Source organism: Macellibacteroides fermentans (assembly GCF_013409575.1).
GTDB classification, from domain to species: Bacteria; Bacteroidota; Bacteroidia; order Bacteroidales; family Tannerellaceae; genus Macellibacteroides; species Macellibacteroides fermentans.
Window position 1 is genome coordinate 647,564 of the sequence record NZ_JACCCY010000003.1, and the last position, 25,884, is coordinate 673,447.

A 25,884-nucleotide genomic window follows, 5' to 3' on the forward strand; every position below is an offset into this window, starting at 1 on the left:
TTATTGTTATTTACTATTGTTATAAACCAAGCTTTTCTGAAAGTTCCAACATGCGTTGAATGGGTAAAACTGCTTTTTTCTGTACAGCTTCGTCCACATGTATTTCAGGAAGTTCAAATTTAAGGCAGTTATATAATTTCTGCATGGTATTAAGACGCATAAAATTACATTCGTTGCAGGCACAGGTGCTGTCGTTGGGAGGAGCGGGAATAAATTCCTTATCCGGACTCTTTTTCCTCATTTCATGGATCACACCCGATTCTGTTGCCACAATAAACTGTCTCTTGTCTGACTGAATGGTATGTTTAAGCAATGCAGCCGTTGAACCTATAAAATCGGATACTGTTAGCACCACTTTCTTACATTCCGGGTGAGCTATCACTTCTGCTTCCGGATATTGCTTTTTAAGCAATAGAATCTTTTCCAACGAAAACTGTTCGTGTACATGACAAGCTCCGTCCCATAACAACATGTTACGTCCGGTAATGCTGTTGATATAATTACCCAGGTTACGATCCGGACCAAATATTATCTTCTCGTCGGCAGGAAAACTTTCAACAATCTGTTTAGCATTGGTGGATGTTACCACTACATCGGTCAATGCCTTAACGGCAGCCGTTGTGTTTACATACGATATTACCGTATGATCCGGATGGGCTTTTACAAACTTTTCAAATTCGGTAGCCGGACAGCTATCCGCCAGTGAACAGCCTGCATTCAGATCCGGAACCAGTACCTTCTTATCGGGACATAATATCTTGGCGGTTTCACCCATAAAATGTACACCGCACAAAACAATCACATCCGCTTTCGTTTTAGCAGCCCATTGCGCTAAAGCAAGACTATCTCCTACAAAATCGGCAATGTCTTGTATATCCCCTGTCTGATAATAGTGAGCCAGTATAACAGCATTCTTTTCTTTTCGAAGCTGATCAATGGCTTTGGCTAAATCTATATTTTCGGGAACCGGCACATTCATATATCCTATCGATTGGTTTGTCAACATACCTTTTATATATTTTATTATTAGTTTTAATAAAGAAATAAATAATGATGATAATAGCCTGTTGATAGTGTTGATAAATAAACCTCTTTATGGAGGTCCAAATTTCCTTAACCGGTTATCAACAACTATATTAAACTTTTAACTACTGATTATCTGTAAATTATATTAGTTATTAACATACTGTTTATAAGTTACAAAGTTATAAACTTTCTTTCTTACTTTCAATTAAAACTGTGTGAAACAAGCTCAAAAGAAATGAATAATAGCCTTATATTTTATTTTGTCAGATAAATGGACGCTCCGTATATACAGAAATATCATTTATCCAATAAATAATTATCCTTTCTTTTTTACAGGTTATAAACAGGTTATCAATAGTGTTTAAACAAAAAAGATACGGGACTATAAGAATCCCGTATCTTCTGTTATTTCAAGTAATATACCTGTTGTTGTTACTCTTCGATTTCCATTATTACGGATTCGGCTTTTACAAACGATCCTTCTTTTACAAATATACGTTTTACAGTACCATTGTATTCGGATGCGATATTATTCTCCATCTTCATCGCTTCAAGAATAAGGACAGAATCACCTCTCTTAACAGTATCACCTTCTTTTACAAGTACTTTCCAAATAGTACCAGGCATAGGGCTTTCTATCACTTTTCCGGTGATAACCACTTCCGGTTCTTTTACAACTTCTTCCTGTTTCTTTTGTTCGGCAATTTGCTGGTTAAGCTCGTTGTATTCTTTTTCTCTCACCCCTTTCAGGTAATTAAGAGCTACCGTAGGGAATAGTTCCAGCAAAAGCTGTTCTTTTTCATCCTTTGCCAACAATACATCACCAAACTCAGGTAAAACCGGATTGGGTTGGTGTTGATAATTGGAAGTATCATACGGAATTTCTTCACGTGTTCCCGCAATTTTTAGACGGAAATCAGGATCCACCGGTACGGGTGTTTTACCGTATTCGCCCTTCACCAATGAAATAAACTGGTTGGAAACGTTCGAGTATTTTTCGCGATTAGCTTTTGCCGCTAGTGCCGAGTTAACAGCCTGCGAACCGATAATCTGACTGGTTGGTGTAACCAATGGAGGCAGACCTGCATCCAGTCTTACACTTGGAATCAAAGCCATAGCGTCTTCGATGATATCCAATGAATTGAATTGCTTCAACTGGGCTACCATGTTTGTATACATACCACCCGGTATTTCGGCCTTTTTTACAAGTTCGTTGGGAGCCGGGAAATTAAAATAAGCTTCAATAGCATGACAAGCTCTTAATAAGCCCTCTTCGTCGTTGTTCTTAGCTGCAGCAATGGCATTGTCGAACTCTTTATCAACAGATGCAGGAAGTGTATCTGTTAACGGATTGAAGGGCTTTGGAAACTGCTTAACAGCATCGAAGGCTTCCAGTTCTTTACGGATGAAATACAATTCGTTGTTGATTTTTGCAACAGCTTCCATATTCACATCCATCTGAATACCTAATTTTTTACAAAAAACATAGATAAGTTCAATGGCAGGTGCAGCTGGACCGCCTGCAAAGTTCCATATATTTGTATCAACGATATCTACTCCATGAATGATGGCAGACAAAACAGATCCTAAACCATATCCGGGTGTACAATGCGTATGAAAGTCGATAGGAACGTTCAGGTGCTTCTTAAATAAATCAATGAGTCTGGCTACCCTTAATGGAGGAATAAGGCCGCTCATGTCCTTAATTGTGATCATATCGGCGCCCAACGCAACCATTTCCTTGGCTTTGTTCAAAAAATAGCTGTCTGTGAACACCTCCTTAGGAAGCGGTTTACCCTTTAACCGGGCTTTGATTCTTTCCATGGTAGTGAAATGCGGGTCAACCGTATAACAAACAGCACAATCGGCCATACCGTTATACTTCTTGATGCTTTTTACACTTGATTTGATGTTCTCAACATCGTTAAGCGCATCAAATATTCGCATGATATCCAGACCGGAAGAAACAGCATTCTTAAAAAAACCGTCGATGATCTCGTCTGTGTATGGTGCATATCCATACAAATTACGACCACGGGAAAGAGCTGTTAATTTAGAGACGTTTCCTACTCCTTCCTTAATTTTTTCGAGTCTGTCCCAGGGATTCTCACCCAGGTATCGCATTACTGAGTCGGGAACTGCTCCTCCCCACACTTCCATTGCATAAAAACCTGCGTCCTTATAATAATCAAGTACACGATCAACCTGAGCTTGATTCATGCGGGTAGCAAAAGCAGACTGCTGCCCATCTCTGAGAGTTAGATCTCTGATTAGTAGCTTTGTAGACATACGTTTAAAATTTAATTTTTCCTTTTTCAATTTGTAAGCAAAAGTAGTCGAAATATGAGTTCAAATATACTAATTTTTCTTATAATAATTAGTAAATTGTAATTTTTAATATCACTATGTCAAATCAAAATTTATACCCCGTAAATACTTATAATCCAGTATTATATTTCTCTATTTATTTTCATTCTTTAAACAAAAAGGGCAATATCATTTTGCTTAAATTTCATCGCACCATTTATCCCCTCATATCCACTTATCAACACTTTATATATTATATTCTTTTATTCTTTAATTTTTAAAAAAAAAAGTATGAATATGATGTCCTGTTGATATGGTTTAAAGATTTTATCAAAAAGATTTGGTTAGTATTTTATCAAATGACGAGTGAACCTTTTATAAAGGTTATAAACAGATAATAAACAACATTGTATTCAGTCAATCAGTTACTTAAGTGATTCTTTGTAAAATTGTTGATAACCTGGTATGTAGATAAGTTTATTTGAAAAAACACTGTTTAAATGTGTAAAACCCTTGTTGAAAGAACATCATAAATAGATTGTATTATTTCTTGCTTTGTTGGTTTGTGTCGTGCTTAATCAACTTTATGAGATTATCAAGGATTATTTATCATTTTCTATACACACTTTATCAATACCATTTCAACAGTTATCCCATAGTATTTCAACATTCTTTATTTACTTTTGTATTCAAATAGAATGGTATGCGCAAATTAAAAATTACAGAAATGAACCGCCTCACACCGGAGGCATTCAGAGAAAGTAAAAAAATTCCTTTAATCGTTGTATTAGACCATGTTAGGAGTCTGAATAACGTTGGTTCCGTTTTCCGTACATCCGATGCTTTTAGAGTGGAAGCTATTTACTTGTGTGGAATTACTGCCAGACCTCCTCATCCGGAAATTCATAAAACGGCTTTGGGAGCAGAAGAATCCGTTGACTGGATCTATTTTGAAGATACACACCTGGCTGTTGATAAGTTGAAGAATGAAGGGTATGAAGTATGTGCCATTGAACAGGCTCATGGCAGCATTATGTTAGATAAGTTGCTGTTGGACAATACAAAAAAATATGCTGTTGTGTTGGGAAACGAGGTAAAGGGAGTTCAACAATCGGTTGTTGATAACTGTAATTATTGTATTGAAATACCTCAATACGGTACCAAGCATTCGTTAAACGTTTCGGTAACGGCAGGAATTGTTATCTGGGATTTTTTCAAGCAATTGTCAGAGTAATCCGTTTTCAACCAATACCACCACCCGTTCCGTTACTTTGTCTTTTCCTTTCGGATCGTACTGGGACTTCAGGCTGGCACCGAACATGCTTGCGAAGAAGTTCCAGAATCCTGCTCTGAATGATCCCAGGTAAGCTTTCAATAGGTTGTAACTCGATTGATTACATTCTCTGTCGATCAGTTTGATAAGTAATTTGCCCTGAGAGTAGGATAGTCTCCTTAACTGAGGTTTATATTCCTTAAACATCTCTTTTTCCATCCTTTTGAGATGTTGTTGTTTAGCTTTTTCATTAGGCAGGGTTTCCATATACTCGTATGTTTCTATAAGGGTTGAATAGACCATCTTGGCATAGGGTAAAGTGCGCTTTACATCGCGTATAAGCTTGTAATAATTATCCTGCTCTTTTTTATTTTTGAATTTCATTTCCGGAAAGATATAAACACCGGGCAGGTTTACAATGGCAAAAGTATCTTCGCCAACCACATACGCAGGCTGAAAACCGGCGGGAGCGGAATTCATGGAAACATCCTGTGCAAATGTACTTGCAGAACTTAGAATAATTCCCAGCAAAAGTCCAACTAAATATCTTCTGTTCATGACATTGCAAATGTATATCAATTGTTGGTTTCTTGTACCTCTTTTAATTTATTTTCAGGAATGGATCTGAATTTACTTTGAATGCATTATTAATATAGTTATTTTTGTGAAATATATACCAAAGCCTTTATAATAATAGTATGAAAACCACCTCTTTTCTGTTTTTAATATTTCTGATATTTCCTTGTCAGGCTTCCGAATTTTTACGTGTTGGAGATACCCGGTCTCTTGGATTGGGTGGGGCAGGAGTTACCCATACATTTACCTTTAATCCGGCTCTTCTGGTTTTATCAACAAATAAACAGGCTGGTGTTGATATCTTTAATCGATTTAATGTAAGTGGTTTGCAGACGCTTCAGGCATCATTTATCTACTCTAACGATTTATTGCCGGCGGGTATTAACATCTCTTCCTTTGGTAACGATGCCTACAGAGAAACCTGTTTTATGCTTGCTGTTGGAAAGCAGATTAGTGAAATGGTTACTTTAGGAATTGCTTCAACCTATTTATTTATTCAGAGTGAAGGTGTGGATAAGAATCCGAGTCGCCTTGCTATCGATGCCGGTGTTGTTATTAAAACTGTTGATAAGCTGTTGATTGGAATTTCAATTCTTAATTTTCCTTCTGTAAATCTGACAGTTAGAAATGAACAGTTTAAACAAACACCTGTTTATAACCTACGCGCTGGGTTTAATTGGAACATTATAGAGTCATGTATGCTGACGTCGGAATTGATTTGTTCCGAAGAGAGTCCCCTGACTGTTAATATGGGTGTTGAATACTATCCCTACTCTTCTTTTTCGTTACGTGCCGGCCTGCAGGATAATTTCAGAATGCCTACCTGTGGTATAGGATATGTTTTTTCAAGGTTTTCTTTTCAATTGGCTACGCAGTTTCATCCTTTGTTGGGTACTTGTACAGGATTGGGGTTAAAAGCTCTTTTTTAATACAATCGGATGCTATGGAAAGGTTGTTTATAATTGTGTTGATATCCTTGTTGATTACAAGTTATGATGCTAAATCACAGATTAATACATCTGTTGATAACTGGATGGATTATGTGGAATCGATGGCCGGGGATACGGATGATCAGGAACGGATTGAGACTTTGTTTGCCGAACTGTCTTATTTGGCTGAACATCCGTTTGATATAAATAAAGTAACTGCGGAGGAGTTGGGACGATTACCGTTTTTATCCGACCAACAGATAGATGAAATAGTTTCGTATCGTGAAAAATACGGACTATTTGTAAGTCTGTACGAACTTAAGCAGCTTGTTTCACTGGATTTTTCATCAATCGGACTTCTGCTTCCTTTTGTTTATGTTGAAGAAGCAAAGGAGCCTTCCTACAACGGAAAAAGAATGAGAACGTATGGAAAGAATGAGTTGTATCTTCGTTATGATAGAAGTTTTCAACAGAAAAAGGGATATGGTGAGTACTCGGATTCCTTGTTGAATGTAAATCCGAATAAAAAGTATTTGGGTGAACCTTTTGCCCACTCGCTCCGCTATTCATATTCTAAAGGATCGAATATACAATTGGGTATAGTGGGAGAGAAGGATGCGGGCGAATCGTTTCTTTCCGGAAAGAAGAAAGGGTATGATTACTATTCGGCGCATCTGATAATTAAAGAGATGGGTGTTTTAAAGTGTCTGGCTTTGGGAGATTATAAAGTATCATTTGGACAAGGTTTGGTTATCAGTAACGACTTTTCTCCATCCCGTAGTTCGATGGTTCTGCAGACAAAACGAAGGAATAACGGATTCCGTCGTCATTTTTCAACCAATGAAACCGACTTTTTCAGGGGAATTGGATCTACGGTGACTTTAGGTAAGTTGGATATGAGTTTGTTTTATTCGTTTCGAAAGCTTGATGCCACAACAGACAGCTTGTTGATAACTTCGTTTAAAACCGATGGACTGCATCGTATACAAAGGGAATTGGATAAGAAAGGGGTGGTATCCACCCATACCGGTGGTGGAAATATACGGTATGCATCGCCTCTTCTTTCGGCCGGTTTTACCGTTATCGGATATTCTTTTGGAAACAGACGGGTTGAACCAGAGTTTAAGCCTTATACGGCACATGCATTTAGAGGTAGTTTCAATATGAATATGAGTCTGGATTACGAATTAAAATTCAGGAAAATGACTCTGTATGGTGAAACAGCATTTAGTAGAAATGGAGCATTGGCTACTTTAAATTGTTTACAGGTAACTCCGGCATCTTTTATATCCTGGCTTATTACGCATCGCTATTATGATAGACGGTACCATGCTTTTTATGGTAATGCTTTTGGACAGAACAGTAATGTACAGAATGAACAGGGTGTTTATATCGGATTGCAGTTATTTCCAGCTTCAGACTGGAAATTATCAATGTACGCCGATCTTTTTTCTTCTCCTTGGTTGAAGTATGGAATGAATACGCCTTCCTCGGGAAAAGAATATATGGCCGAAGCCACCTATGCTCCCCGAAATGCATGGTCGGTTTCCTTTCGTTATCAGCATAAAGAAAAAGAGGCTGAATCGGTTTCCAAACAACATCGGATGCGTTTACAAGCAATAGTTTCGCCATCGGAAACGATTTCCTTACGAACAACGTTGAATGGTATATTGTCTGATCCGTTGAATAAGAGAAGTTACGGTTGGATGGTTTCCCAAAGTGCAGGATATAAACCGGCTTCATTACCTATACAAATGGATGGTTATTTTTCATACTTTGATACGGATGATTATGCCACCAGGATTACTTCCTATGAAAAAAATCTGTTGTATGCTTTTTCGATGCCTTCTTTTTACGGACAAGGCATCCGATGTGCGTTTTCTTTTAAAGCGTCTGTTTTGGATAATCTGTATTTATCTGCAAAATTGGGTTGGGTACATTACTTTGACCGGAATGAAATAGGAACTGATATGGAGCTGATTGAAGGTTCTGATAAAACAGATTTGAATGTTTTGGTGGGATGGAAGTTTTAGTTTAGGAGGCTTTAGGGTGTAAGCAAGCGGATTATTGCTACTTTTGTAGCCCATAAAATCAAGTGTAATTATCATGTCTACCATACTTTTTGATAAGATCGTATTCGGACCAGTCCATAGCAGAAGATTAGGTGTTTCACTGGGTATAAATTTGCTGCCGGTGGACGGTAAAGTTTGTTCTTTCGACTGTATCTACTGTGAGTGCGGACTTAACAGGGATGGTCGTACGGGTAGCAAGCTACCTACCCGCGAATGTGTAAAAAAGGAATTGGAGGAGACTCTTCTTTCGATGCTCGCAACTGGTAAAGCTCCCGATGTAATAACTTTTGCGGGAAACGGAGAGCCTACATTACATCCCGACTTTGAAGGTATCATTGACGATACGATTTGTTTAAGAAACAAGTTTTTTCCGAAAGCTAAAATTGCTGTTTTATCAAATGCTACCATGCTTCATAAACGTGAGGTTTTTAATGCATTATTACAGGTGGATGATGCCATATTGAAGCTGGATTCGATTAGTGACAGAAGGATCCGTCAGATCAATGCTCCTAATTCACCTTCTTTCTGCAGTAAAGAATTGGTTGAACAATTATCCCGATTTAACGGAAAGGCGATTATACAGACCATGTTTTTAAAAGGGAATCTGCAGGGTGAATCGGTAGACAATACCACAGATGAAGAGATCAAGGGTTGGATTGATGCACTCAAAGTCATACAACCAAGACAGGTGATGATTTATACGATAGACAGGGAAACACCTGTAAAAAATCTGCATAAGGTAACAAAAGAAGAATTGGAGGTAATTGCAGAGTATGCAAGGATACAGGGTTTTGAGGTTTCAGTCTCCGCCTGATTCGCTTCGGTTAAAAATGAGAAACAAAGAGGCTCAATCAAACTTCATTTATACTTTGCGAAGCTTATTGAATTAAAGTTGCTTAAAGGACATTTCTCCCATTATAGGGTAGGTTTATCGTACTGTTTAGCAAATCTTATCATACAAAGTATTTTGACTATACAAAAAAGAACCCTGAAAGCTTTTAGCATAGCTTCCAGGGTTCTTTAAATATATCATGCTTTTTAGTCTAAATACCGGATAGTTTGTGCTATTATATGGTATTCTTAATTTCAATTACAGTTTAATGTAGATCTGTTTTTTATACAGATAGTAGCCGGGTATCCAGTTTAGAATCACATAAAATAATGCCCAGGCCAGAGATCCTGCATACGCTCCAAAAATAGGACTGAACACATCGTTGTACATGAATCCTTTAAAAGTGGTTGTACCCTCTGCGGCAGGGAACCAGTTGCAGAAACCTATTATTGAAGAAAGTAAAGCGGCTTGTACATACAGATACAACGGATTGATACCGAATGATTCGAAAAACAGGCTCCATTTCTTTTTACCGTTTATATCGATAATCCAAATTAATAATCCGAGGAATAATGAACCTAATCCGCAAGTAGTAAGAGCGAATGTGCTGCTCCATATTTTTTTGTTGATGGGACAACCGTATTGAAGAAGCAGTCCGGAAAACAGTAAAATGGTTCCGAAAATAAACAGACGTCGTATAATAAGTTCGTTGTCTTTTTTACTGTCCATAATCAGTTTCCCGGCATAAAATCCCAATAAAACATGGCCGATACTTCCTAATACACTCAGCAGACCTTCCGGATCAAAAGGAATTCGAGTTCCATCGGCTAATGTATCCTTATACATTCTGTCAGCACCAAAAAGTGCTTTATCGACAACTGCTATGATATTATTCTCCGAAAGCTCCATGCTGTTGGTAAAGCCAAGCAATGCCCAGTAGAATACAAGGATAGAAGCTACCAATGGTAGAATATATTTATGTTTAATGGATAGCCCTATCAACGAACCTATACCATAGGCAAGTGCCAGACGCTGCATAACGCCCAAAATACGTACATTTTCAAAATGGGTGAAACCGCGCCCGATACTTTCAAGCAAAGGTACACCGTCTGCCTGCAGCGATTTCATATACCCCATACTATGTCCGAACCAGTTTAAACCGTAACCCACCAGAAAGATAAGTAGTGTACGTTTCAGAATTTTACTTACACTCTCTTTGCTAAGAGTGAAATTATATTTCCTGAGTGAAAGAAACATGGAAACACCCATGATGAACATAAAAAATGGAAATACAAGGTCCGTGGGGGTTAATCCGTCCCACGAAGCATGTTTTAAAGGTGCAAATACAAATTCCCAGCTGCCCGGGTTATTAACCATAATCATTCCTGCGATTGTTATTCCTCGCATTACATCCAAAGAAAGGAGTCTTCCTGTTTGTGCCATAGTATTTCAATGTGATTTAAAGATTTAAGCAGCTCCAAAAGTAGTGCAAAGAATATTAAATCACAAAAATATGGTTTACTTTTAGCTCAGAAAGGCTATTATGCCAACTCTTTTACTTTTTAAAGAGAGAAACTGCCCAGAGTAGAACGATAGCACCGGCTGTCGAGGTTATCAAACTTCCAATAATGCTGTTATCATTTACACCGATTCCCAATATACTGAATAGCCAGCCTCCAAGTACACCTCCGATAATACCGAGTACCAGATTAACCACTAATCCGAAACCTCCTCCTCTCATAATCTTACCGGCGGCAAAACCGGCAACTATTCCGATAATGATATACCAAAGAAATCCCATAATTCTATAATTTAAATGTGATAAATAGATTTACTAATCTCTTTATTATTAACCTATAGAGCTTCGTTTTTGTTGTTATCGCTTTTTGATTCTTTGTTTTTTATCTCAAGGGCTTTAATCACAGCCTGCAGATCATCGGCACTTAGCATAGATTTTTTTCCATCCGGAGCCAACATGGGAAGTTCCTTTATTCCTTTAAAGAATAATTCCTGATGGAAGGATTGCAAGAGATTGGTAAGGTAACGCAACTGTCCGGTGTTTGGTCCGTTTTTCAGCATTTCCGATGCATAGTAATAATGGATAAATAGTCCCCTCTGCTTTTCTTCTTCAGTACGGTAGCTTTCATTATTTTTAGCTGAATACATAAATGCAATCTGAGCCAGGTAATCAATTTGTTTTTTATTTCTCTGGTAGGCTTGATAGTATAGCCTGGATGATTCCTCGAAATTCCGTGCTTTCATATGTATATCTGCACGGAACAACAGTAACTGATTAACAAGAAGTTCGCTTGGTTGCATGGCTTTCTCGGCTTTGTCGAAAAAGACAAAAGCTCTTTCCCTGTCGTACGTTTTTCCCAGTGATGATCCGAGTAAAAGACAAATTTCGGCACTGGTCGTATCCATTTGATAAGCAAGCTCCAGAGGTTCGATAGATGCAAGAAACAATCCGGCGTTATATCTTGACACTCCGGTGTAAGAAACGGTTGTATAGGAAGAATCTCCTTCGGCCATCAATGCGGTATAAACTGAATCTGCCGCTGCATATTGTTTATTTGTATACAGAGCCATTCCTTTACTCTGGCGTAGCTGTATGTTTCCCGGATTGTAGAACAAAGCCGTATCGCATATAGCTAATGCATCTGCAGCATCCTTACCTCCCAGCCGAAGCAACGTATTTATAAGTGTATTGGCCAGACTACCATTTTCGCGGTTTAGCGAATAGGCTTTAAAATACGATAGGGCAGCGATTTCATTTTGTCTGGTACGCGTATAACAATCGCCCATGCTTCTCCACAGGGCACTGTTATCCGGATCTTTATCAAGCAACCTGGAGTAAATTTGCATGGCATTCTTCAATTCGTCCAATTGATAATGGAGTCGGGCCAGCTGGTAGCTGGCATAAAAGTTGGTACTATCCATGGCCAGAATCTTTCCATAGCTTCTCTTTGCCTCCGAAACTTTACCCAGATTTGTAGCTGTACGGGCCATGGCATACAGGAAATCCCTGTTTAATGAATCCTGCGCATAGCAAATTTTATAGGTACGAAAGGCATCTTTATATTTGAGCAGCCCTTCATAAGCTTCACCTATTGAATACATGGTTTCTGCATGTGTTGAATCGGATGAGGTCAACAGTTTGGTCTGCGACAGAACCTCTTCAAATTGTTTCCTGTTGATTAGTTCACGTAAGGAGTTTTTTTGAGCGTTGGCTGTAAATGCAATGCAACAGAGAAGCTAAATAAGTTTGTTCATGGTGGGCTGTATTACGCTTTAAAGACAAATCTACGAAACGAATAGTTATTTACATTGTAAATACAATTAAATTGTGTTAATTATTTATACAAATAAACCTTGTTGTTATATAGTATTTCTATCTGGATAACAAATGTATAGCTTAGGATAACAAACCAGCTGCTTTCATGTGTACAAGCTCCTTTTCTTTTTTTTATACCGAATACTTGTTGTATCTTCGTTTACTATAAATTATAAAGCTAACTAACTAAGTAAAATTATGAAAAACCTACCTTTAGAGTTGGAGATTCAAAACCTGGCAGATGCGAAGGCGAAATCACTTATTTACACAAGACCATTGAGAGCAACTTCTTATCAACTGATTTGGGTATCCGAAGGTGAAGCTATTTTTGATATAGATTTTAATGAAGTTACAATTAAAGCCGGTGAACTTCTTGTTATTTATATAGGTCAGGTTTACAGAATGAACACTAATGCATCTTTTAACGGCAAGAAAATACTGTTTTCGGATGCATTTTTTAAGCAAACGGAACTTGATGATAATTTTCAACAAGTTGCCGAACTGTTGAATCCGGATAGTCCGAACCAGAAAGTGAAGCTGGACATAGAAAAAGTAGAAAAGATCTTTTCTCTTGCTGAAGCAGAGTTGAAAAACGAGGCAGATAATTTTCAGACACAGATTGTATATGGATACCTACGTACCTTGCTATTTGAAGCCGAACGTATCCTCGAAGCAGGTCAGCCAGCAGTTCGTTATAGCCTAAGTGATAATCTGACCCGTCGTTTCTGTAATGCGGTTGAAAAGAATTTCCATACGTTGAAGCACACAGAGTTTTATATGCATATGTTAAATGTCTGTGAGAAGACTTTGACAAGGCAATTGAAGAACGACATCGAAATAACTCCCAAAAAATATCTGATCAAACGGGTGGTGCTGGAAGCCAAAAGAATGTTGGCAAGCAGCGATGCTTCCGTAAGAGAGGTCAGTATTGATCTGGGATTTGACGAAGTGACAAATTTCAACAAGTATTTTATACTTCATACCAGTTTTACTCCGGGGGCCTTTAGGGATAATCATCGTTTCAATTCCTGATTGTAGTGTAGTATTATTATTATCTAATTCTTATTTGACAACGGATATTTATTTTTACTTTTGCATCAATCAATAAAATAAGAATTGTAACTATGCATGATCTTTGTTGCGTTGGCCACATCACTTTGGATAAAGTTGTGACACCGAAGAATACCGTCCACATGCCTGGAGGTACCTCTTTTTATTTCTCACATGCCATAAGAAATCTCAAGGATATTAATTATACATTGGTAACAGCCATAGCCGAATCGGAAATGGCTGTTGCTAATGATTTACAGTCGAAAGGCATCGATGTAAAGGTAATGCCCAGTAAGCATTCGGTTTATTTTGAAAATATATACGGAGAAAATCAGGATAACCGTACACAACGGGTTTTAGCTAAAGCTGATCCCTTCACGGTTGATTATCTGGAGGATATAGATGCCCGTATTTATCATTTAGGTAGCTTGTTAGCAGACGACTTCTCACTGGATGTTATCCGGTTTTTATCTCAAAAAGGACTAGTTTCGGTCGACTCACAAGGTTATCTGAGGGAGGTTAGGGAGCAGAACGTGTATGCTGTGGATTGGACCGAAAAGAAGGAGGCGCTTCAATACATTCATTTTCTGAAGGCTAATGAACACGAAATGGAGGTTCTTACCGGTTACGATGATGTGGCGATGGCCGCAAAACAACTTTATGATTGGGGTGTTAAAGAGGTGTTGATCACCCTTGGTAGCATGGGGTCTGTAATTTATGATGGTACCACTTTCCATAAGATTCCGGCCTATAAACCCAAAGAGGTGGTGGATGCTACCGGATGCGGAGATACCTATATGACCGGCTATTTGTATAAACGTGCCAAAGGGGCAGGAATTGAAGAAGCAGGACGTTTTGCTGCAGCCATGTCGACGCTTAAGATAGAATGTCTGGGACCGTTTAAAGGAACTAAAGAAGATATCGAACACTGCCTTGAAACAGCAGAACAAAGAATGCCTGAACTTTAATAGTTCAGGCATTCTTTGTTTTCAATAAAAGTATATTATTTTGTAGATTCTTCAACCTTGAATGCCTTGCTGAAGCTGGTCATCAGTAAGATACAAAGCCCCAATAATCCAACCACCATATAGGCATATTTCATGTTGAATGCCTGCGAGATAGCCCCGATAAGCAGCGGAGCAACCAACGATCCGATAAAACTGATACTTGAAAGAATGGTAAGAGCAATGCTTACCGGTGTTTTTGATTTAGCTCCAACCAGACTGTAAATGGTAGGTACCATGCACGAAATACCCAGACCTACCAGCATAAATCCAAGCGAATTAACCACAACCGTTACGATCATCGATTCGAATAGTCCACCAAACAGGGCCGAAACCATGAAACCGGCAAAGATAAGTGCTCCAGCTACTTGCAATACACGCTGTTTTCCCAACACACTATAAGCATAGTTGGTAAGGAATCTTCCTACCGTCATCATCACCATAAATACAAGGAATCCAATTTGGAGGGATTTCGGAACTTTCAATACCGACTCAAAATATAGTCCGCTCCAGTCGAACATGGCACTTTCTACAATTAATGCAAATAAGCCCACAATACCCAACTGAATAAGCAGTTTTTCGGGTTTTCGTATAAAGCTCATCTTATCGGCCACCGGTTCTTTAGTATCTTTTTCTTCTGCTTCCACGTCATCCTGTAAATATTTCCGGCTGATCAAAACAATGCATGTAATGATCGCAGTGATGATAGTAAAATGCCAGAAAGGGGCAACTTCCCACACAATCATGATAAAACCAATCAAGGCCCCTAAACAGGCAGCAAGACTCCATCCTCCATGAAAGGAGGCCATGATTGTTCTTCCATACAGTTTCTCAATACCGATACCTTGTGTATTAAGTGAAATATCGCATAAGTTCCAGCAAACACCGAAACAGAATAAGAAGAGGCCGAGCAGATATACATTGGATACTGATCCGATGGCAAAAAGAGAAAGTGCATATCCAAGGATGCTTATCTGTACCATAATACGGCTTCCCAGATTTGTAACCAGATAGCCGGCCAAAGGAATAGCGGTAAATTTTCCCACAGGAATCAGAAACAAAATCATTCCCCAATAAAAGGCATAGTCGATTGCAAATAAATCCTTGATATCCGGAATACGGCTTGCCCAACTAGAGAAGCACAGCCCCTGGGCAAGATAAAAAGAAAGCACGGCATATCGTATAAGCCCCTTGGGGTATACTGCCTTAGTTGAAGTATTTTCCATGATAAATTTAAAAACGTTAAACGAAAAACATGCGAAACTACATCTTTTATTTCTTTTATTATCAACTATCAGCCTTTAATTTCCCAAAATTACCACCGGCCATGCCCTTGTCCGCCTCTGTCGAATCTTCTTTCACGCATGCCATCTCTCATACCTTCGGGTCTCTCGCCCGGCATGTTTCCTCCTTTTCCTCCAAAAAGGTTGAATCGGTAGGTGAACGACGCAAGGAAGTAGCTTGTAAGGCTGTTGTTGATAGATTCAGTGATGGCCGTTTCTGACACAGAACGGCTTATGTTTTGTCTTTGTTGGAGGATATCGTAGATACGGAAGGCTATCATTCCGGCATTTTTCAATACTGATTTCTGTATATTGGCATTCCATATTGTCTGATTCTGACTGTATCCGGCGGAATATCCAGAACTGGTTTGATAACCTATATCACTTGAAAGAGAAATACTGAGCGGCAGAAACAAAGTAACATTGCCGTTTACACGGTAGGTAAATACATCCTGGTTGCTGCTGGTCTTGGCTGTACTTCGAACACCGTTGTACCCGATAGAGCCGTTGGTTGCCAGTTCGATTACCGGTGTAATAAACCGTATACCCAGATTCTGATTCAATATGGAATTCTTTGTTATATTCTTGGTCGGGATTGTAGCCAACCGGTCGGATGTGTAACCCACGTGGTTGTTAAAGCTGAATCTGGTAAATGAATTAAACCGGAATTTGGTTGAAAAAGGAAGGTTGGTCATCAGAAAAGCCGATGTATTCCAAACCCCGTTCACATTGTCGTAAGTAGTCTCTCTTTTACCAGAGCCATCTTCGGCATAAATTACTTTCGAAACAATGCTGTTGTTTGTGGTGCTACCTTCCAGACTTGCCATGATTGACCGCTGCGACTTGCGTTCCATCAACTGTAAGCGAACTTCCAGCGACTGACTGAAACTGGGTTTCAGTCCGGCATTTCCATACCGGATGTTGCTGGGATTTGAATCATCTATGGTTTCGTCAAGCTGACTGAGGTCTGGTTGAGAGGTATTGGTCCGGTAGTTTATACGCAGATTCTTTTCTCTGGAGAAATTATACTGAAACCTTGCAGTGGGAGCCCAGTTTGTAACCGATCGGCTTAATACCTTATTTTCCGATTCAACAAGATATGAACGCCTGCTGGTTGATTTCTGAGGTTCGATATTCACGCCAAGCTGGTATTCGTATTTATCTCTTACGGTACGGAAGCTTGCCTGAATCTGCTGACGGATATTGTCGTTTTCAAAGTTGTTGGTCAGACTGATGCTTTCATCCAATTCACCGATCAGATCCTCTTCCGATTTACGAGCATAGGTTTTTTTATCGCTTTCTCTGTTGTTAAACCTATAAGAGTAAGATAACTGCAGAAACCGGTTGGTAAACACCGGCTCTACGTACGAGGCATACACCCGGTAATTATAAGACGATGTGATATTTTCAACCCTGCGGATAAGGTCTGTATTATTCGCATCCGGATTGATGGTGTATATGGCGGTAGAGCGTGAAAACGATTCCGATTCATTTTCACCCACCGTTCCGCTTACACTCAGGTTAAACCTTCTGCCGGGCTTGTTTTTAAAAGAATGGCTATAGTCCACGTCCATTCCTCCACTTTGTGAAGATGATTCTGAAGACGACTTAGAATTACTTTTATTCAGGAAATCTTCCGGATTTCCTGCTTCCGTATAGGTGTTGTTATCGCTTTGCGAAAAGGAGTTCGATTTGGAATAGCCTGCTCTGGGCTTGAAGCGGAATGTATTATATTCGTCGGGTTTCCATTCCAGACGAAACTCTGTATTGAAATCGTCTGTTTCAGAAAGGTTGAATGAATTTCTGTCGGAGAACTGAGATGAATTACTCAGAAATGTTTCGGTGTAACTTTTGGATTCGGCGTCTGTATTCCGGAACGAATACTGTCCGCTTCCCTCAATCTTAAGCTTGGGACTGGTTTCTGTACCTACAGAGAAATTGAGAGATCCGGCTTCGGTATTTCCATTTCCTCCACCGTAACTACGGTTTCCACCTCGTCCGGAATTGGTATTGCCCACATTGCCGATAACCGAATAGACGTTATTACCTACAAACCGGTTGAACATACCGTTTCCTTCGTATCGTTCTTTATTTCCAACACCGGCACCGAAGTTACCCAACCATCCCTTTTTCCGTTCGGGTTTAATCTGCAGATTGATAATCGTTTCCTCTTCACCATCGCTTATTCCTGTAAGCCGTTCCATCTCCGATTTACGTTCCACAACCTGAAGTTTATCAATCATGTCTGCCGTGAGATTTTTGGTAGCCATGGTTGGATCATCAGCAAAAAACTCTTTACCGTCTACTAGGATTTTCTTTACCTGTTTTCCTCCGGCGGTTATCTTTCCATCGCTTGCTACTTCAACACCCGGCAATTTTTTTAATAAATCTTCAACCACGGCATTCTCTTGTGTTTTGAAAGCCTCCGGATTATATTCTACCGTATCATTCCTGATCACCATTTCGGCAGCCTTTCCTACCACAGTTACACCATCCAGTAAAACATTGTCGGTCGACAGTTTTATAACCCCCAACGTATGTTTGTTATTTTGAGATGTTATACGGATGTTTTTTGTGTTTGCAACATATCCGATATAGGATGATTTGACTACGTAATTACCATTTTTTATCTGATTGATGCTGAAGTTTCCATTGGAAGAAGTAACGGCACCTTTTGCCATCGAACTATCAGGAAGATTTAACACAACAACTGTAGCGTGTTCTATGGGCTTGTTGAATTCATCTACAACTTGTCCGGAAATTGTACCCGAAGATTGGGCAAAAGACACTGAACTGAAAGCAGACAAAAGCAAAATAAGAAATGACTTTTTCAAAATAAGTAGAATTAAAACCTGTGAATAATCAATTATCTTTAAACTAAGATAGAAACAAAACGAAAAGGTTTAATCGGAAGGAAAGTATTTCGTGTTTTTATTCTTATTTTTACGGTTCGAGTTAAGCTGATCTTTCAGCAAGACTTGCTTTTAACCTTAAATTTGTTCATCCTATTATGATAACACGAAGAGATTTTATTAAGGTAGCGGCAGCTGGCGGGGCTTTGGCTACGTTGGGAGATATGCCGGAAGCAAAGGCAGCAGTGAAGACTATTGTGCCCGATCCGGCTTATTGTTATGAATCAGAAAAGAAAATACCTGTTATAGCCGAGGTCGATCTGGTTGTGGTTGGTGGAAGCTCGGCTGCAGTAGCTGCGGCGACTGCAGCATCCAAAGCGGGAAGAAAGGTTTTCCTTTTTACCCCGCTTTCGTATCTGGGTGACGATATTTGCGGTTCGTTTCAATACCATCTTAAGAAGGACGAAAAACCGGTGACGGCTCTTTCTCAAAAAATCTTTGTGCAAAAGAAGGAGCCAACGCCGTTGCATGTTAAGCAAATCCTTGAAAATGAACTGATAGACAATGATGTTGTCTTTCTATATAATTGCTTCTTAACCAATGTGCTTCAGGATAACAACCATGCAGCAGCCGGTGTGGTCTTTGCCAATCGATCCGGACGGCAGGCGGTTGCCTGCAAAGGAGTGATCGATGCAACTTTAACGGCTGTAGCTGCACGTATGTTCGGACTGCAATTCTCTCCGTTTGTTACGGGCAAACAACGTTTTGAATTTACTGTTGTGGGTAACTCGATCAAAAAAGCTCCCGAACTTCTGTCGGCCGAACTTTTACCATATAAGATGAAAGCCAAGGGGAAGGAGTTCCCGGTTGTAAACTATGCGTTTGAACATGAACTGAAAAGTGACACTTATGCATCACTTATGGAGGTTGAGCAGAAGATCCGGGATATCACCTGGGACGCAGATCAGGGAGATAGTTCCGATCTGCTGTGGTATGTGCCGCAACAGAAAATTATTGGTCAGCAATCCTATACTAATACATTTACATCTGTACGGGATATTCCGCTGCAAGCCTTTACCCCTCAAAACAAGAAAAATATCTGGATTCTGGGACCTTCGCTGGATGCCGATCGTAAGATTGCCGAGGTACTGATGCGACCGGTTAACGCATTGCTTCTGGGAGATATTATGGGTGAATTGGTTGCGGCCCGGTTAGCAGATACTTCAATGCCATCAGAACTGCACACGGTACAAAGTAATGCCATGGCATCGGATTATGGTCTGGTGGGCGAATTGCTTAATCCGCTTCGGCCTTCCATGCGTTTTGGATTTGCTCAATCGGAAAGGGGGGCATTGCCTGTATTGGGTACTTACGACGTTGTTATCTTAGGCGGAGGAACTGTGGGTGCTCCTGCCGGTATAGCTGCGTCCCGTCAGGGTGCCAGAACATTGGTTATTGAACAACTGCACGGATTAGGAGGTATGGGAACGCTCGGATTGATAGGCCGCTATTGGGATGGATACCGGGATGGGTTCTCTTCCGAAATAGATTTGGGGGTAAAGAATATGGCGCCAGAAGATCATCCCCGTCAGCAAAAGAACTGGAAAAACGATTACAACTCCGATTGGAAGCAGGAGTGGTATCGCCGGGAAATACGCCGTGCCGGAGGCGAAATCTGGTTCGGCGCCATTGGATGTGGCGCAGTGATAAAGAATAATGTGATTACCGGAGTGGTGGTAGCTACCCCTTGGGGCAGAGGTGTTATCTTGTGCCGTACGGTTATCGACAGTACAGGTAGTGCTGATATTGCCATTGCTGCAGGGGCTCCATTCGAATATACCGGAAAAAGAAGTATTGCCGTACAGGGTGCGGGATTGTCTCATATATCTCCGACCGACTATTACAATAACAACGACTGGGCTTTTATCGATGATTCGGATATGCTTGACGTAACTCGTATGTTTGTACAGGCCAAGGTTAAGAACGAGGGAGCATACGATATTGTAAAACTTCCTCAAACCAGAGAGCGCCGACGTGTTATTGGCGACCATATCGTATCTGTTTACGATGTACTTAATCATCGTCGTTATCCGGATACCATTTCGTATCATAAAAGTTCCTTCGATACCCATGGGATGATTGTTGACCCCTTTTTTATTTTAAGTCCGCCTTTGGCCCGTCATACCATTTACGAAGCAGATGTTCCGTTGCGTAGTCTGCTTCCGTCAGGGTTGGACGGCATTCTTACTACCGGATTAGGAGCCAGCGCCCATCGGGATGCCATGCCAGTGATCCGTATGCAATCGTGCCTGCAGAATCAGGGGTATGCCGTAGGTTATCTGGCCGCATTGGCCGCAAAAGAGAATAAGACGGTCCGGAAAGTCGACTTCAAGAAAGTGCAACGTCATCTGGTCGGTATAGGTAATTTACCCCAAAGGGTATTAACCGACAAGGAGTTCAAAGGTTTTTCCAATAAGGAGATGGAGCTTGCAGCACAAAGTATTCCCGATGATTTTAAAGGATTGGAAAAGCTGCTTACCGACACCAAACGATGTATCCCATTGGTAAACAAACAGCTTTCACTATGCTCCGATGCCGAGGCTAAGGTGAAATATGCAAGCATACTTTGTATCTTAGGCGAAAGCAGTCATGTTACTTTGTTGGAAGATAAAATCAAGTCTTACCCGCAATGGGATAAAGGATGGCATTATACGGGTATGGGGCAGTTTGGTATGAGTATGAGCACCCTCGATGCCCTTATCATCGCCTTGGGAAAAGCGAAACAGACCTCATCACTTCCTGTTATTCTGGAAAAGGCCCGATTGCTGGAGCCGGATGACTATTTCTCTCACTTTAGGGCTATTGCTTTGGCTACTGAATCGATCCGCTCCGGAGAGGCAGTCGCTGTATTGGCCGAATTGCTTTCCAAACCGGGTATCAGGTACCATCACATAGCCAACTTAAAAGATGCCCGGAACCGGGTAGTTCCGGGATCGGACGATGTTAGTACCCGTAACAGGGCGCTCAAGGAGCTGCATCTTGCCCGGGCATTGTACGGTTGTGGCGATCAAGATGGAATGGGAGAGAAGATACTGAAAAAATATGCCGAAGGTTTACAGGGACATTATGCCCGCTATGCGAATGAGATTTTACAAGATCAAATCTGATTTTCTCGAATTTGATCTGTTATCTATCATTTTTAGGGTTAAATTGTTGTATGACAGGGTGATGTTTAATGACAGATGGGGGTGATAGATGCAATTTGATCTGTCATCTGTCAGCTTTGAAAAATGTAGGCAAACGGCTGTTATGTAATGCTTATGGCTTATGTAACAGCCGTTTGTGTGCCATTTATGTCTTGTTTTGTCACAGAGACTTGTTTAGGTACTGGGTGGCGTTTTTGGATCCTATCTTAGTGATTTTATCTTCTTGGACCAGGCTTTTCAGCTCTTTCAGGGCTTTTTGCCTGCTGCAATAGGTAAGATTCATATACTCTGTGGTAGTGAGATTTAGCTTTTGTTCGAAATGCTTTTTTAGCCGCAACTCCTTTTCTGCCTGACTCAGATTGGGTACTGTTACGGATTGGGCGCGGGTAACCTCCATGGTTGAGAGCTTGTCTTTCAATTCTTGTGAGCACCTGAAATTCACGTGACTGAAGTGTACGGATTCACTCCGTATTTCGTTTTTCTCCATTACCGGCCTCGACTTAAGGGATACGCTGAAATAGCCAATGTTATTCAGATTTACATTGTAACCTTCTCTCAGCGTTTCCTGCAAAAGATCGGAAATAACCAATAAGGCGCTTTTGATGGTGGCAGGCGACAGGCTGCTTCGGCCTTGTGCGCGGTCGGCCAACTGCTCGATGCTAAGCGTTCCAAGTGATTTGATGCGGGGGTGTAATGGTTTTAGTTCTTCGCTATTAGCTGGGTCTGGGTTACGTACTAACTTATAATTTGCGGCCATACAGTTGTTTTTTATTGGTTTTAAGGTGAACAATTCTTTCTGATACTTGCATAAGCTGGTCATACTTTAGCTGATAAACAGTCATTCTACAGTTGAGGTATTATCATTCACCAACTGTGGAATGATCATACTACAGCCGCAGTATAACAAAAGTATGCTTTGTAAAGATACAATTAATTATTGTATCTGCCTTACTTATACGTATAGAAATGGCTAATAAACAGAAGCATTCGTTAAAAGGGTGCTTTCGCTTGCAGACAGAGCTCTTGTCCGGTTACCGGATGCCTGAATGAAAGACTCTCGGCATGAAGATAGAGTCGGCCGCCCCCTTTCCCATAAAGGGAATCGCCCACAATGGGAGCATTCAACCCGGAAGGGTGCGCCGCATGAACACGTAACTGGTGAGTACGGCCCGTCTGGGGATGAAAAGCCACCCGGGTACCATGTGTTTCATGCTGAACAACCTCGTATCGGGTAATGGCCGGTTTGCCATGCTGGTAATTAACGGTTTGCCGGGGCCGGTCGTCCGGATCCAGACAAAGGGGAAGCTCTATCGTTCCCTGTGTACAAACCAAATCTCCATCCACGATGGCGATGTAACGCTTCTCCATCTTGCGGTTTTTGAACATGGCTTGGAGTTGTTTGTGAATCGCTTTGGATTTAGCCAGCAACAGGAGTCCCGATGTAGCCATATCCAACCGGTGAACGATAAGCGGACCATCGGCATCGGGGTAGCTGCTTTTCATCCAGTCGTACACCGAATAAACGGCTTGCTTTCCGGGAACGGACAACATGCCGGCCGGTTTGTTTACCGCTACCATCCAGGCATCTTCATACACAACCTCGGGCGATGAATGGCGGTGCTTGTCGCACGTCAGCGGATTCTCTTCCACCGTGAGCCCCTGCAACATGAAATTAAGAATAGGTCCGCATTTGCCGCTGCAGGCAGGATAATAATTCCCATGGCGGCGAATCTCCGTCTTTGGCGAGTCACCCCACCAGAATTCGGCCATGGCAATCGGTTTCAACGAATGTATATAAGCAAACTGCAACAATTTTGGTGCGGCACATTCGCCTGCTCCGGCAGGAGGTATCTTTCCGGTAGCATCTTCAAATACGGTTCGCAAGGCCCTCCTCTCTCCGTAGGCATTCATCAATACAAAACAATCAAATAATTGCTGTTGCAGCGCTGCCGAACGCGTCTTCCTTTCCGAACATAGAGATTCGATCTCCTGAACAAACAAACCCACTTCCTGCTGCAGAAGCGCAATCTTTTCTTGCCAAAAACGCTCTAACCGTTTAAATTCGGCTTTGGCAAACTGACTTTCGCGGATTAATTGATGGTTTTTCCATTCATCCAACCCCTCTTTTCTACGTTTATCCCTTGCCTCCTTCCCGGCTTTCAGCTCTTTTTTAGCATCAGCCAGTTTGTTGCCAGCCTCATCGATGGCTTCTTGAAGTTGAGTTTTGAGCTGCAGGAACTTCGGGTCATTCTCCAATCTTTCGATACGGCTGTTAAGCGCTGATATATTTCTCTCTTCCACCCTGAAGAAACCATCCGGATCTGTAAAATCGCAGATGGGAGGAACAAACCACGGGTGACGGCTTTTTCCGTCCAGGTTGCCCGAAAAGGCCGCCAGGTATCCCAACGTATTTTCCGTAGTCTGTACCACCAGCACCCCGAACATCTTTCCCTGCTGCAGCTCATCGGTCCACGCTTTCTGCTCCTTCAGGTAAGCTTGTACCTCGTTGGCCGCCGAAATACACAGCGGATGCGGTTCATAATGGAACGGGAAGGTGAACTTTTCCGGTAAGGGAAAGGTTTCAACCGATCGGGGAAAAAGATGTATCATTGCATGGAACATTATGCTGTGTATGATAAAAAAGTCCGGCAAAGATACGAATTTAAAAAAGGAAGATCATCCGGCTGCATTATTTGTAAAATATATTCTTTATCAGAAGGTTCTTAAATAATTTATTGTATATTTGTAGCTGACCCGTAAACGGAACCGGGATTTTGTATTATTTTATTAACCTTAAAAAAGAAAAACATGGGTAATATTAGTGTTGCTATGATTTTTATCCCTTTGTTTACCTTCTTGATTATACTTGGAGCAGTGTATCTGGCTCTTCGTTCATTAATCCGCTTTGCCATTAAAGAATACAGGAAAAAAGAGGAATAAAGTATTTGTTTAGGATTGAAATGGATTTATCCTTATTATTTTGAATGTATTATTTAACCATAGGAACGAATACTACACTGAAGACGGGGATTTCATGAATCAGTCCGTCGGCATCTTTAGTAACCAGATACAGAATCTGGAAGTCTGTGCCAACAGGAATTACCATTTGTCCACCCGGAGCAAGCTGGTCGATAAGGCTTTGCGGAATGGAAGGCGGGGCGGCTGTTACGATAATGGCATGATATGGAGCGGCATCGGGGTAACCGTTGTAACCATTTCCATACAGATAATGAATGTTTGAATAATGAAACGGACTTAAGTTCTCGCGGGCAAGGTCGTGAAGTTCTTTGATGCGTTCCATTGTATAAACCTCGCCGGCCAGTGCGGCAAGTATAGCCGTCTGATACCCTGTGCCAGTACCGATTTCCAGTACTCGGTGGTTGGGTTCGAGGGAAAGCATCTCTGTCATCTTTGCAACAATAAATGGTTGCGAGATGGTCTGTCCGCAATAGGTAAGCAAGGCGTGATCCGTATAGGCCAGATGGCGGATATCCGCAGGAACAAACAGATGCCTTGGCACTTTAGCCAATGCGTCCAGAACCATTCTGCTGCGTATCCCCCTGCATTCCAGCTGTTCTCTTACCATACGCTGTCTTTCCAAATCTTCCAACGAGCTATTCATAAGCCTTTCTTTCAAATTATTCTCAAAAACAGTACCCGGTACCGGAATCTTGTCCGTTTTCATCCGGTATGTTTCCTTTAGAACAATTGAGAAAGCAATATCGCTCATTTAAAGGAAATAATAAGTGTAAATGCCCTCCAAATGAGTCCAAAACAGACTCAATAGTGTTGCTATTACGATTTTATTAGCCTCATTTCAAGAGACAAAAGTTTATGAGAAGTATAATAGAAAGGATTTTACTGAAAATAAGTATCTTCGTTTTTGTTATAAGGTTATGGATAACGATCCGCATTTGCATAGTATCGGATGAATATATCGTCTGGTTTTAGTAAAATTGGATGTAAAAGTGAAGGATATTTATACTTTTTAAAATCGTTAAGACTTATAAATCAATTTATTAACGCTTAAAGTGAAGGATGTGAAGGATTTTTTTGCAAACTTTTTGTTGAAAGCCGACAAAGGGGATGTAAATTAAGCTGCCCACGCTGTCAATTTAGCCCTGACTTCCCGTAACTGGC

The 25,884-nt window shown here is 40.8% G+C and carries 19 protein-coding genes; 8 read left to right on the top strand and 11 right to left on the bottom strand.

The window, feature by feature from the left end:
• Nucleotides 1-19 precede the first annotated feature (19 nt).
• Both nadA and F5613_RS12035 read right to left on the bottom strand, forming a co-directional pair.
• Nucleotides 20-1,006 carry a quinolinate synthase NadA gene (gene nadA, locus F5613_RS12030; RefSeq protein ID WP_179399930.1) on the bottom strand — a complete coding sequence of 329 codons (987 nt, stop codon included), beginning with the start codon at nucleotides 1,004-1,006 and terminating at the stop codon, nucleotides 20-22.
• Between the two features lie 452 nt (nucleotides 1,007-1,458).
• Entirely contained in the window at nucleotides 1,459-3,315 is a 1,857-nt protein-coding gene (locus F5613_RS12035; protein ID WP_179399931.1) for a biotin/lipoyl-containing protein, read from the bottom strand.
• Nucleotides 3,316-4,036: 721 nt separating this feature from the next.
• On the opposite strand from F5613_RS12035, the gene F5613_RS12040 reads away from it, so the two are divergent.
• Nucleotides 4,037-4,567 (top strand): RNA methyltransferase, encoded by a 531-nt coding sequence (locus F5613_RS12040; protein ID WP_068187140.1) that lies wholly within the window; start codon nucleotides 4,037-4,039, stop codon nucleotides 4,565-4,567.
• Here the strand turns inward: F5613_RS12040 and F5613_RS12045 are convergent.
• The gene (locus F5613_RS12045; protein ID WP_394333166.1) at nucleotides 4,559-5,086 is read right to left on the bottom strand and encodes a DUF4294 domain-containing protein; all 528 of its coding nucleotides are present in this window, start codon (nucleotides 5,084-5,086) and stop codon (nucleotides 4,559-4,561) included. The two genes, F5613_RS12040 and F5613_RS12045, sit on opposite strands and share 9 nt — an antisense overlap.
• A 218-nt stretch (nucleotides 5,087-5,304) precedes the next feature.
• Here F5613_RS12045 and F5613_RS12050 point away from each other — a divergent pair, with 218 nt between their 5' ends.
• From F5613_RS12050 to F5613_RS12060, 3 genes are all read left to right on the top strand, one after another.
• Nucleotides 5,305-6,111, top strand: a complete 807-nt coding sequence (locus F5613_RS12050) for a PorV/PorQ family protein (protein WP_179399932.1) — start codon at nucleotides 5,305-5,307, stop codon at nucleotides 6,109-6,111.
• Between the two features lie 14 nt (nucleotides 6,112-6,125).
• Entirely contained in the window at nucleotides 6,126-8,144 is a 2,019-nt protein-coding gene (locus tag F5613_RS12055) for a helix-hairpin-helix domain-containing protein (RefSeq protein WP_179399933.1), read from the top strand.
• Nucleotides 8,145-8,217: 73 nt separating this feature from the next.
• Entirely contained in the window at nucleotides 8,218-8,997 is a 780-nt protein-coding gene (locus F5613_RS12060; protein WP_179399934.1) for a radical SAM protein, read from the top strand.
• 276 nt (nucleotides 8,998-9,273) lie between these two features.
• Here the strand turns inward: F5613_RS12060 and F5613_RS12065 are convergent, their stop codons facing one another.
• The 3 genes from F5613_RS12065 to F5613_RS12075 form a co-directional block, all read right to left on the bottom strand.
• Nucleotides 9,274-10,458 (bottom strand): acyltransferase family protein, encoded by a 1,185-nt coding sequence (locus tag F5613_RS12065; protein ID WP_179399935.1) that lies wholly within the window; start codon nucleotides 10,456-10,458, stop codon nucleotides 9,274-9,276.
• 112 nt (nucleotides 10,459-10,570) lie between these two features.
• Nucleotides 10,571-10,816: a GlsB/YeaQ/YmgE family stress response membrane protein gene (locus F5613_RS12070; RefSeq protein ID WP_079684062.1), complete on the bottom strand. Its 246-nt coding sequence runs from the start codon at nucleotides 10,814-10,816 to the stop codon at nucleotides 10,571-10,573.
• A gap of 53 nt (nucleotides 10,817-10,869) precedes the next feature.
• Nucleotides 10,870-12,135 (bottom strand): tetratricopeptide repeat protein, encoded by a 1,266-nt coding sequence (locus F5613_RS12075; protein ID WP_179399936.1) that lies wholly within the window; start codon nucleotides 12,133-12,135, stop codon nucleotides 10,870-10,872.
• A 412-nt stretch (nucleotides 12,136-12,547) separates the two neighbouring features.
• Here F5613_RS12075 and F5613_RS12080 point away from each other — a divergent pair, with 412 nt between their 5' ends.
• Both F5613_RS12080 and F5613_RS12085 read left to right on the top strand, forming a co-directional pair.
• Nucleotides 12,548-13,381 (top strand): helix-turn-helix domain-containing protein, encoded by an 834-nt coding sequence (locus F5613_RS12080; protein WP_179399937.1) that lies wholly within the window; start codon nucleotides 12,548-12,550, stop codon nucleotides 13,379-13,381.
• Nucleotides 13,382-13,473: 92 nt separating this feature from the next.
• Complete coding sequence (locus F5613_RS12085; RefSeq protein ID WP_079684059.1) at nucleotides 13,474-14,367, top strand: carbohydrate kinase family protein; 894 nt, start codon at nucleotides 13,474-13,476, stop codon at nucleotides 14,365-14,367.
• A gap of 35 nt (nucleotides 14,368-14,402) precedes the next feature.
• On the opposite strand, the gene F5613_RS12090 is transcribed toward F5613_RS12085, so the two are convergent.
• Nucleotides 14,403-15,629 carry an MFS transporter gene (locus F5613_RS12090; RefSeq protein WP_179399938.1) on the bottom strand — a complete coding sequence of 409 codons (1,227 nt, stop codon included), beginning with the start codon at nucleotides 15,627-15,629 and terminating at the stop codon, nucleotides 14,403-14,405.
• A gap of 89 nt (nucleotides 15,630-15,718) precedes the next feature.
• A complete protein-coding gene (locus F5613_RS12095) occupies nucleotides 15,719-18,520 on the bottom strand; it encodes a TonB-dependent receptor (RefSeq protein ID WP_179399939.1) in 2,802 nt (933 codons plus the stop codon).
• Between the two features lie 176 nt (nucleotides 18,521-18,696).
• On the opposite strand from F5613_RS12095, the gene F5613_RS12100 reads away from it, so the two are divergent.
• A complete protein-coding gene (locus F5613_RS12100) occupies nucleotides 18,697-21,705 on the top strand; it encodes an FAD-dependent oxidoreductase (protein WP_179399940.1) in 3,009 nt (1,002 codons plus the stop codon).
• A 199-nt stretch (nucleotides 21,706-21,904) separates the two neighbouring features.
• Here the strand turns inward: F5613_RS12100 and F5613_RS12105 are convergent, their stop codons facing one another.
• Nucleotides 21,905-22,501, bottom strand: a complete 597-nt coding sequence (locus F5613_RS12105) for an HU family DNA-binding protein (protein ID WP_179399941.1) — start codon at nucleotides 22,499-22,501, stop codon at nucleotides 21,905-21,907.
• Between the two features lie 233 nt (nucleotides 22,502-22,734).
• Entirely contained in the window at nucleotides 22,735-24,354 is a 1,620-nt protein-coding gene (locus F5613_RS12110; protein ID WP_179399942.1) for an RluA family pseudouridine synthase, read from the bottom strand.
• Nucleotides 24,355-24,552: 198 nt separating this feature from the next.
• Here F5613_RS12110 and F5613_RS16610 point away from each other — a divergent pair, with 198 nt between their 5' ends.
• On the top strand, nucleotides 24,553-24,684 hold the full coding sequence (locus F5613_RS16610; RefSeq protein ID WP_262497024.1) for a hypothetical protein: 132 nt from the start codon (nucleotides 24,553-24,555) through the stop codon (nucleotides 24,682-24,684).
• Between the two features lie 49 nt (nucleotides 24,685-24,733).
• Here F5613_RS16610 and F5613_RS12115 read toward each other — a convergent pair whose 3' ends face one another.
• Nucleotides 24,734-25,474: a protein-L-isoaspartate(D-aspartate) O-methyltransferase gene (locus F5613_RS12115; RefSeq protein ID WP_246303403.1), complete on the bottom strand. Its 741-nt coding sequence runs from the start codon at nucleotides 25,472-25,474 to the stop codon at nucleotides 24,734-24,736.
• Nucleotides 25,475-25,884: the final 410 nt, after the last annotated feature.

Coding starts and splice junctions, on each gene's coding strand:
- F5613_RS12055 (WP_179399933.1), top strand. CDS start 6,126: ATGGAAAGGTTGTTTATAATTGTGTTGATATCCTTGTTGATTACAAGT.
- F5613_RS12050 (WP_179399932.1), top strand. CDS start 5,305: ATGAAAACCACCTCTTTTCTGTTTTTAATATTTCTGATATTTCCTTGT.
- F5613_RS12085 (WP_079684059.1), top strand. CDS start 13,474: ATGCATGATCTTTGTTGCGTTGGCCACATCACTTTGGATAAAGTTGTG.
- F5613_RS12105 (WP_179399941.1), bottom strand. CDS start 22,501: ATGGCCGCAAATTATAAGTTAGTACGTAACCCAGACCCAGCTAATAGC.
- F5613_RS12070 (WP_079684062.1), bottom strand. CDS start 10,816: ATGGGATTTCTTTGGTATATCATTATCGGAATAGTTGCCGGTTTTGCC.
- F5613_RS12065 (WP_179399935.1), bottom strand. CDS start 10,458: ATGGCACAAACAGGAAGACTCCTTTCTTTGGATGTAATGCGAGGAATA.
- F5613_RS12080 (WP_179399937.1), top strand. CDS start 12,548: ATGAAAAACCTACCTTTAGAGTTGGAGATTCAAAACCTGGCAGATGCG.
- F5613_RS12100 (WP_179399940.1), top strand. CDS start 18,697: ATGATAACACGAAGAGATTTTATTAAGGTAGCGGCAGCTGGCGGGGCT.
- F5613_RS12110 (WP_179399942.1), bottom strand. CDS start 24,354: ATGATACATCTTTTTCCCCGATCGGTTGAAACCTTTCCCTTACCGGAA.
- F5613_RS12035 (WP_179399931.1), bottom strand. CDS start 3,315: ATGTCTACAAAGCTACTAATCAGAGATCTAACTCTCAGAGATGGGCAG.
- F5613_RS12075 (WP_179399936.1), bottom strand. CDS start 12,135: ATGTATTCAATAGGTGAAGCTTATGAAGGGCTGCTCAAATATAAAGAT.
- F5613_RS12040 (WP_068187140.1), top strand. CDS start 4,037: ATGCGCAAATTAAAAATTACAGAAATGAACCGCCTCACACCGGAGGCA.
- F5613_RS12090 (WP_179399938.1), bottom strand. CDS start 15,629: ATGGAAAATACTTCAACTAAGGCAGTATACCCCAAGGGGCTTATACGA.
- F5613_RS12115 (WP_246303403.1), bottom strand. CDS start 25,474: ATGAGCGATATTGCTTTCTCAATTGTTCTAAAGGAAACATACCGGATG.
- F5613_RS16610 (WP_262497024.1), top strand. CDS start 24,553: ATGGGTAATATTAGTGTTGCTATGATTTTTATCCCTTTGTTTACCTTC.
- F5613_RS12045 (WP_394333166.1), bottom strand. CDS start 5,086: ATGAATTCCGCTCCCGCCGGTTTTCAGCCTGCGTATGTGGTTGGCGAA.
- nadA (WP_179399930.1), bottom strand. CDS start 1,006: ATGTTGACAAACCAATCGATAGGATATATGAATGTGCCGGTTCCCGAA.
- F5613_RS12060 (WP_179399934.1), top strand. CDS start 8,218: ATGTCTACCATACTTTTTGATAAGATCGTATTCGGACCAGTCCATAGC.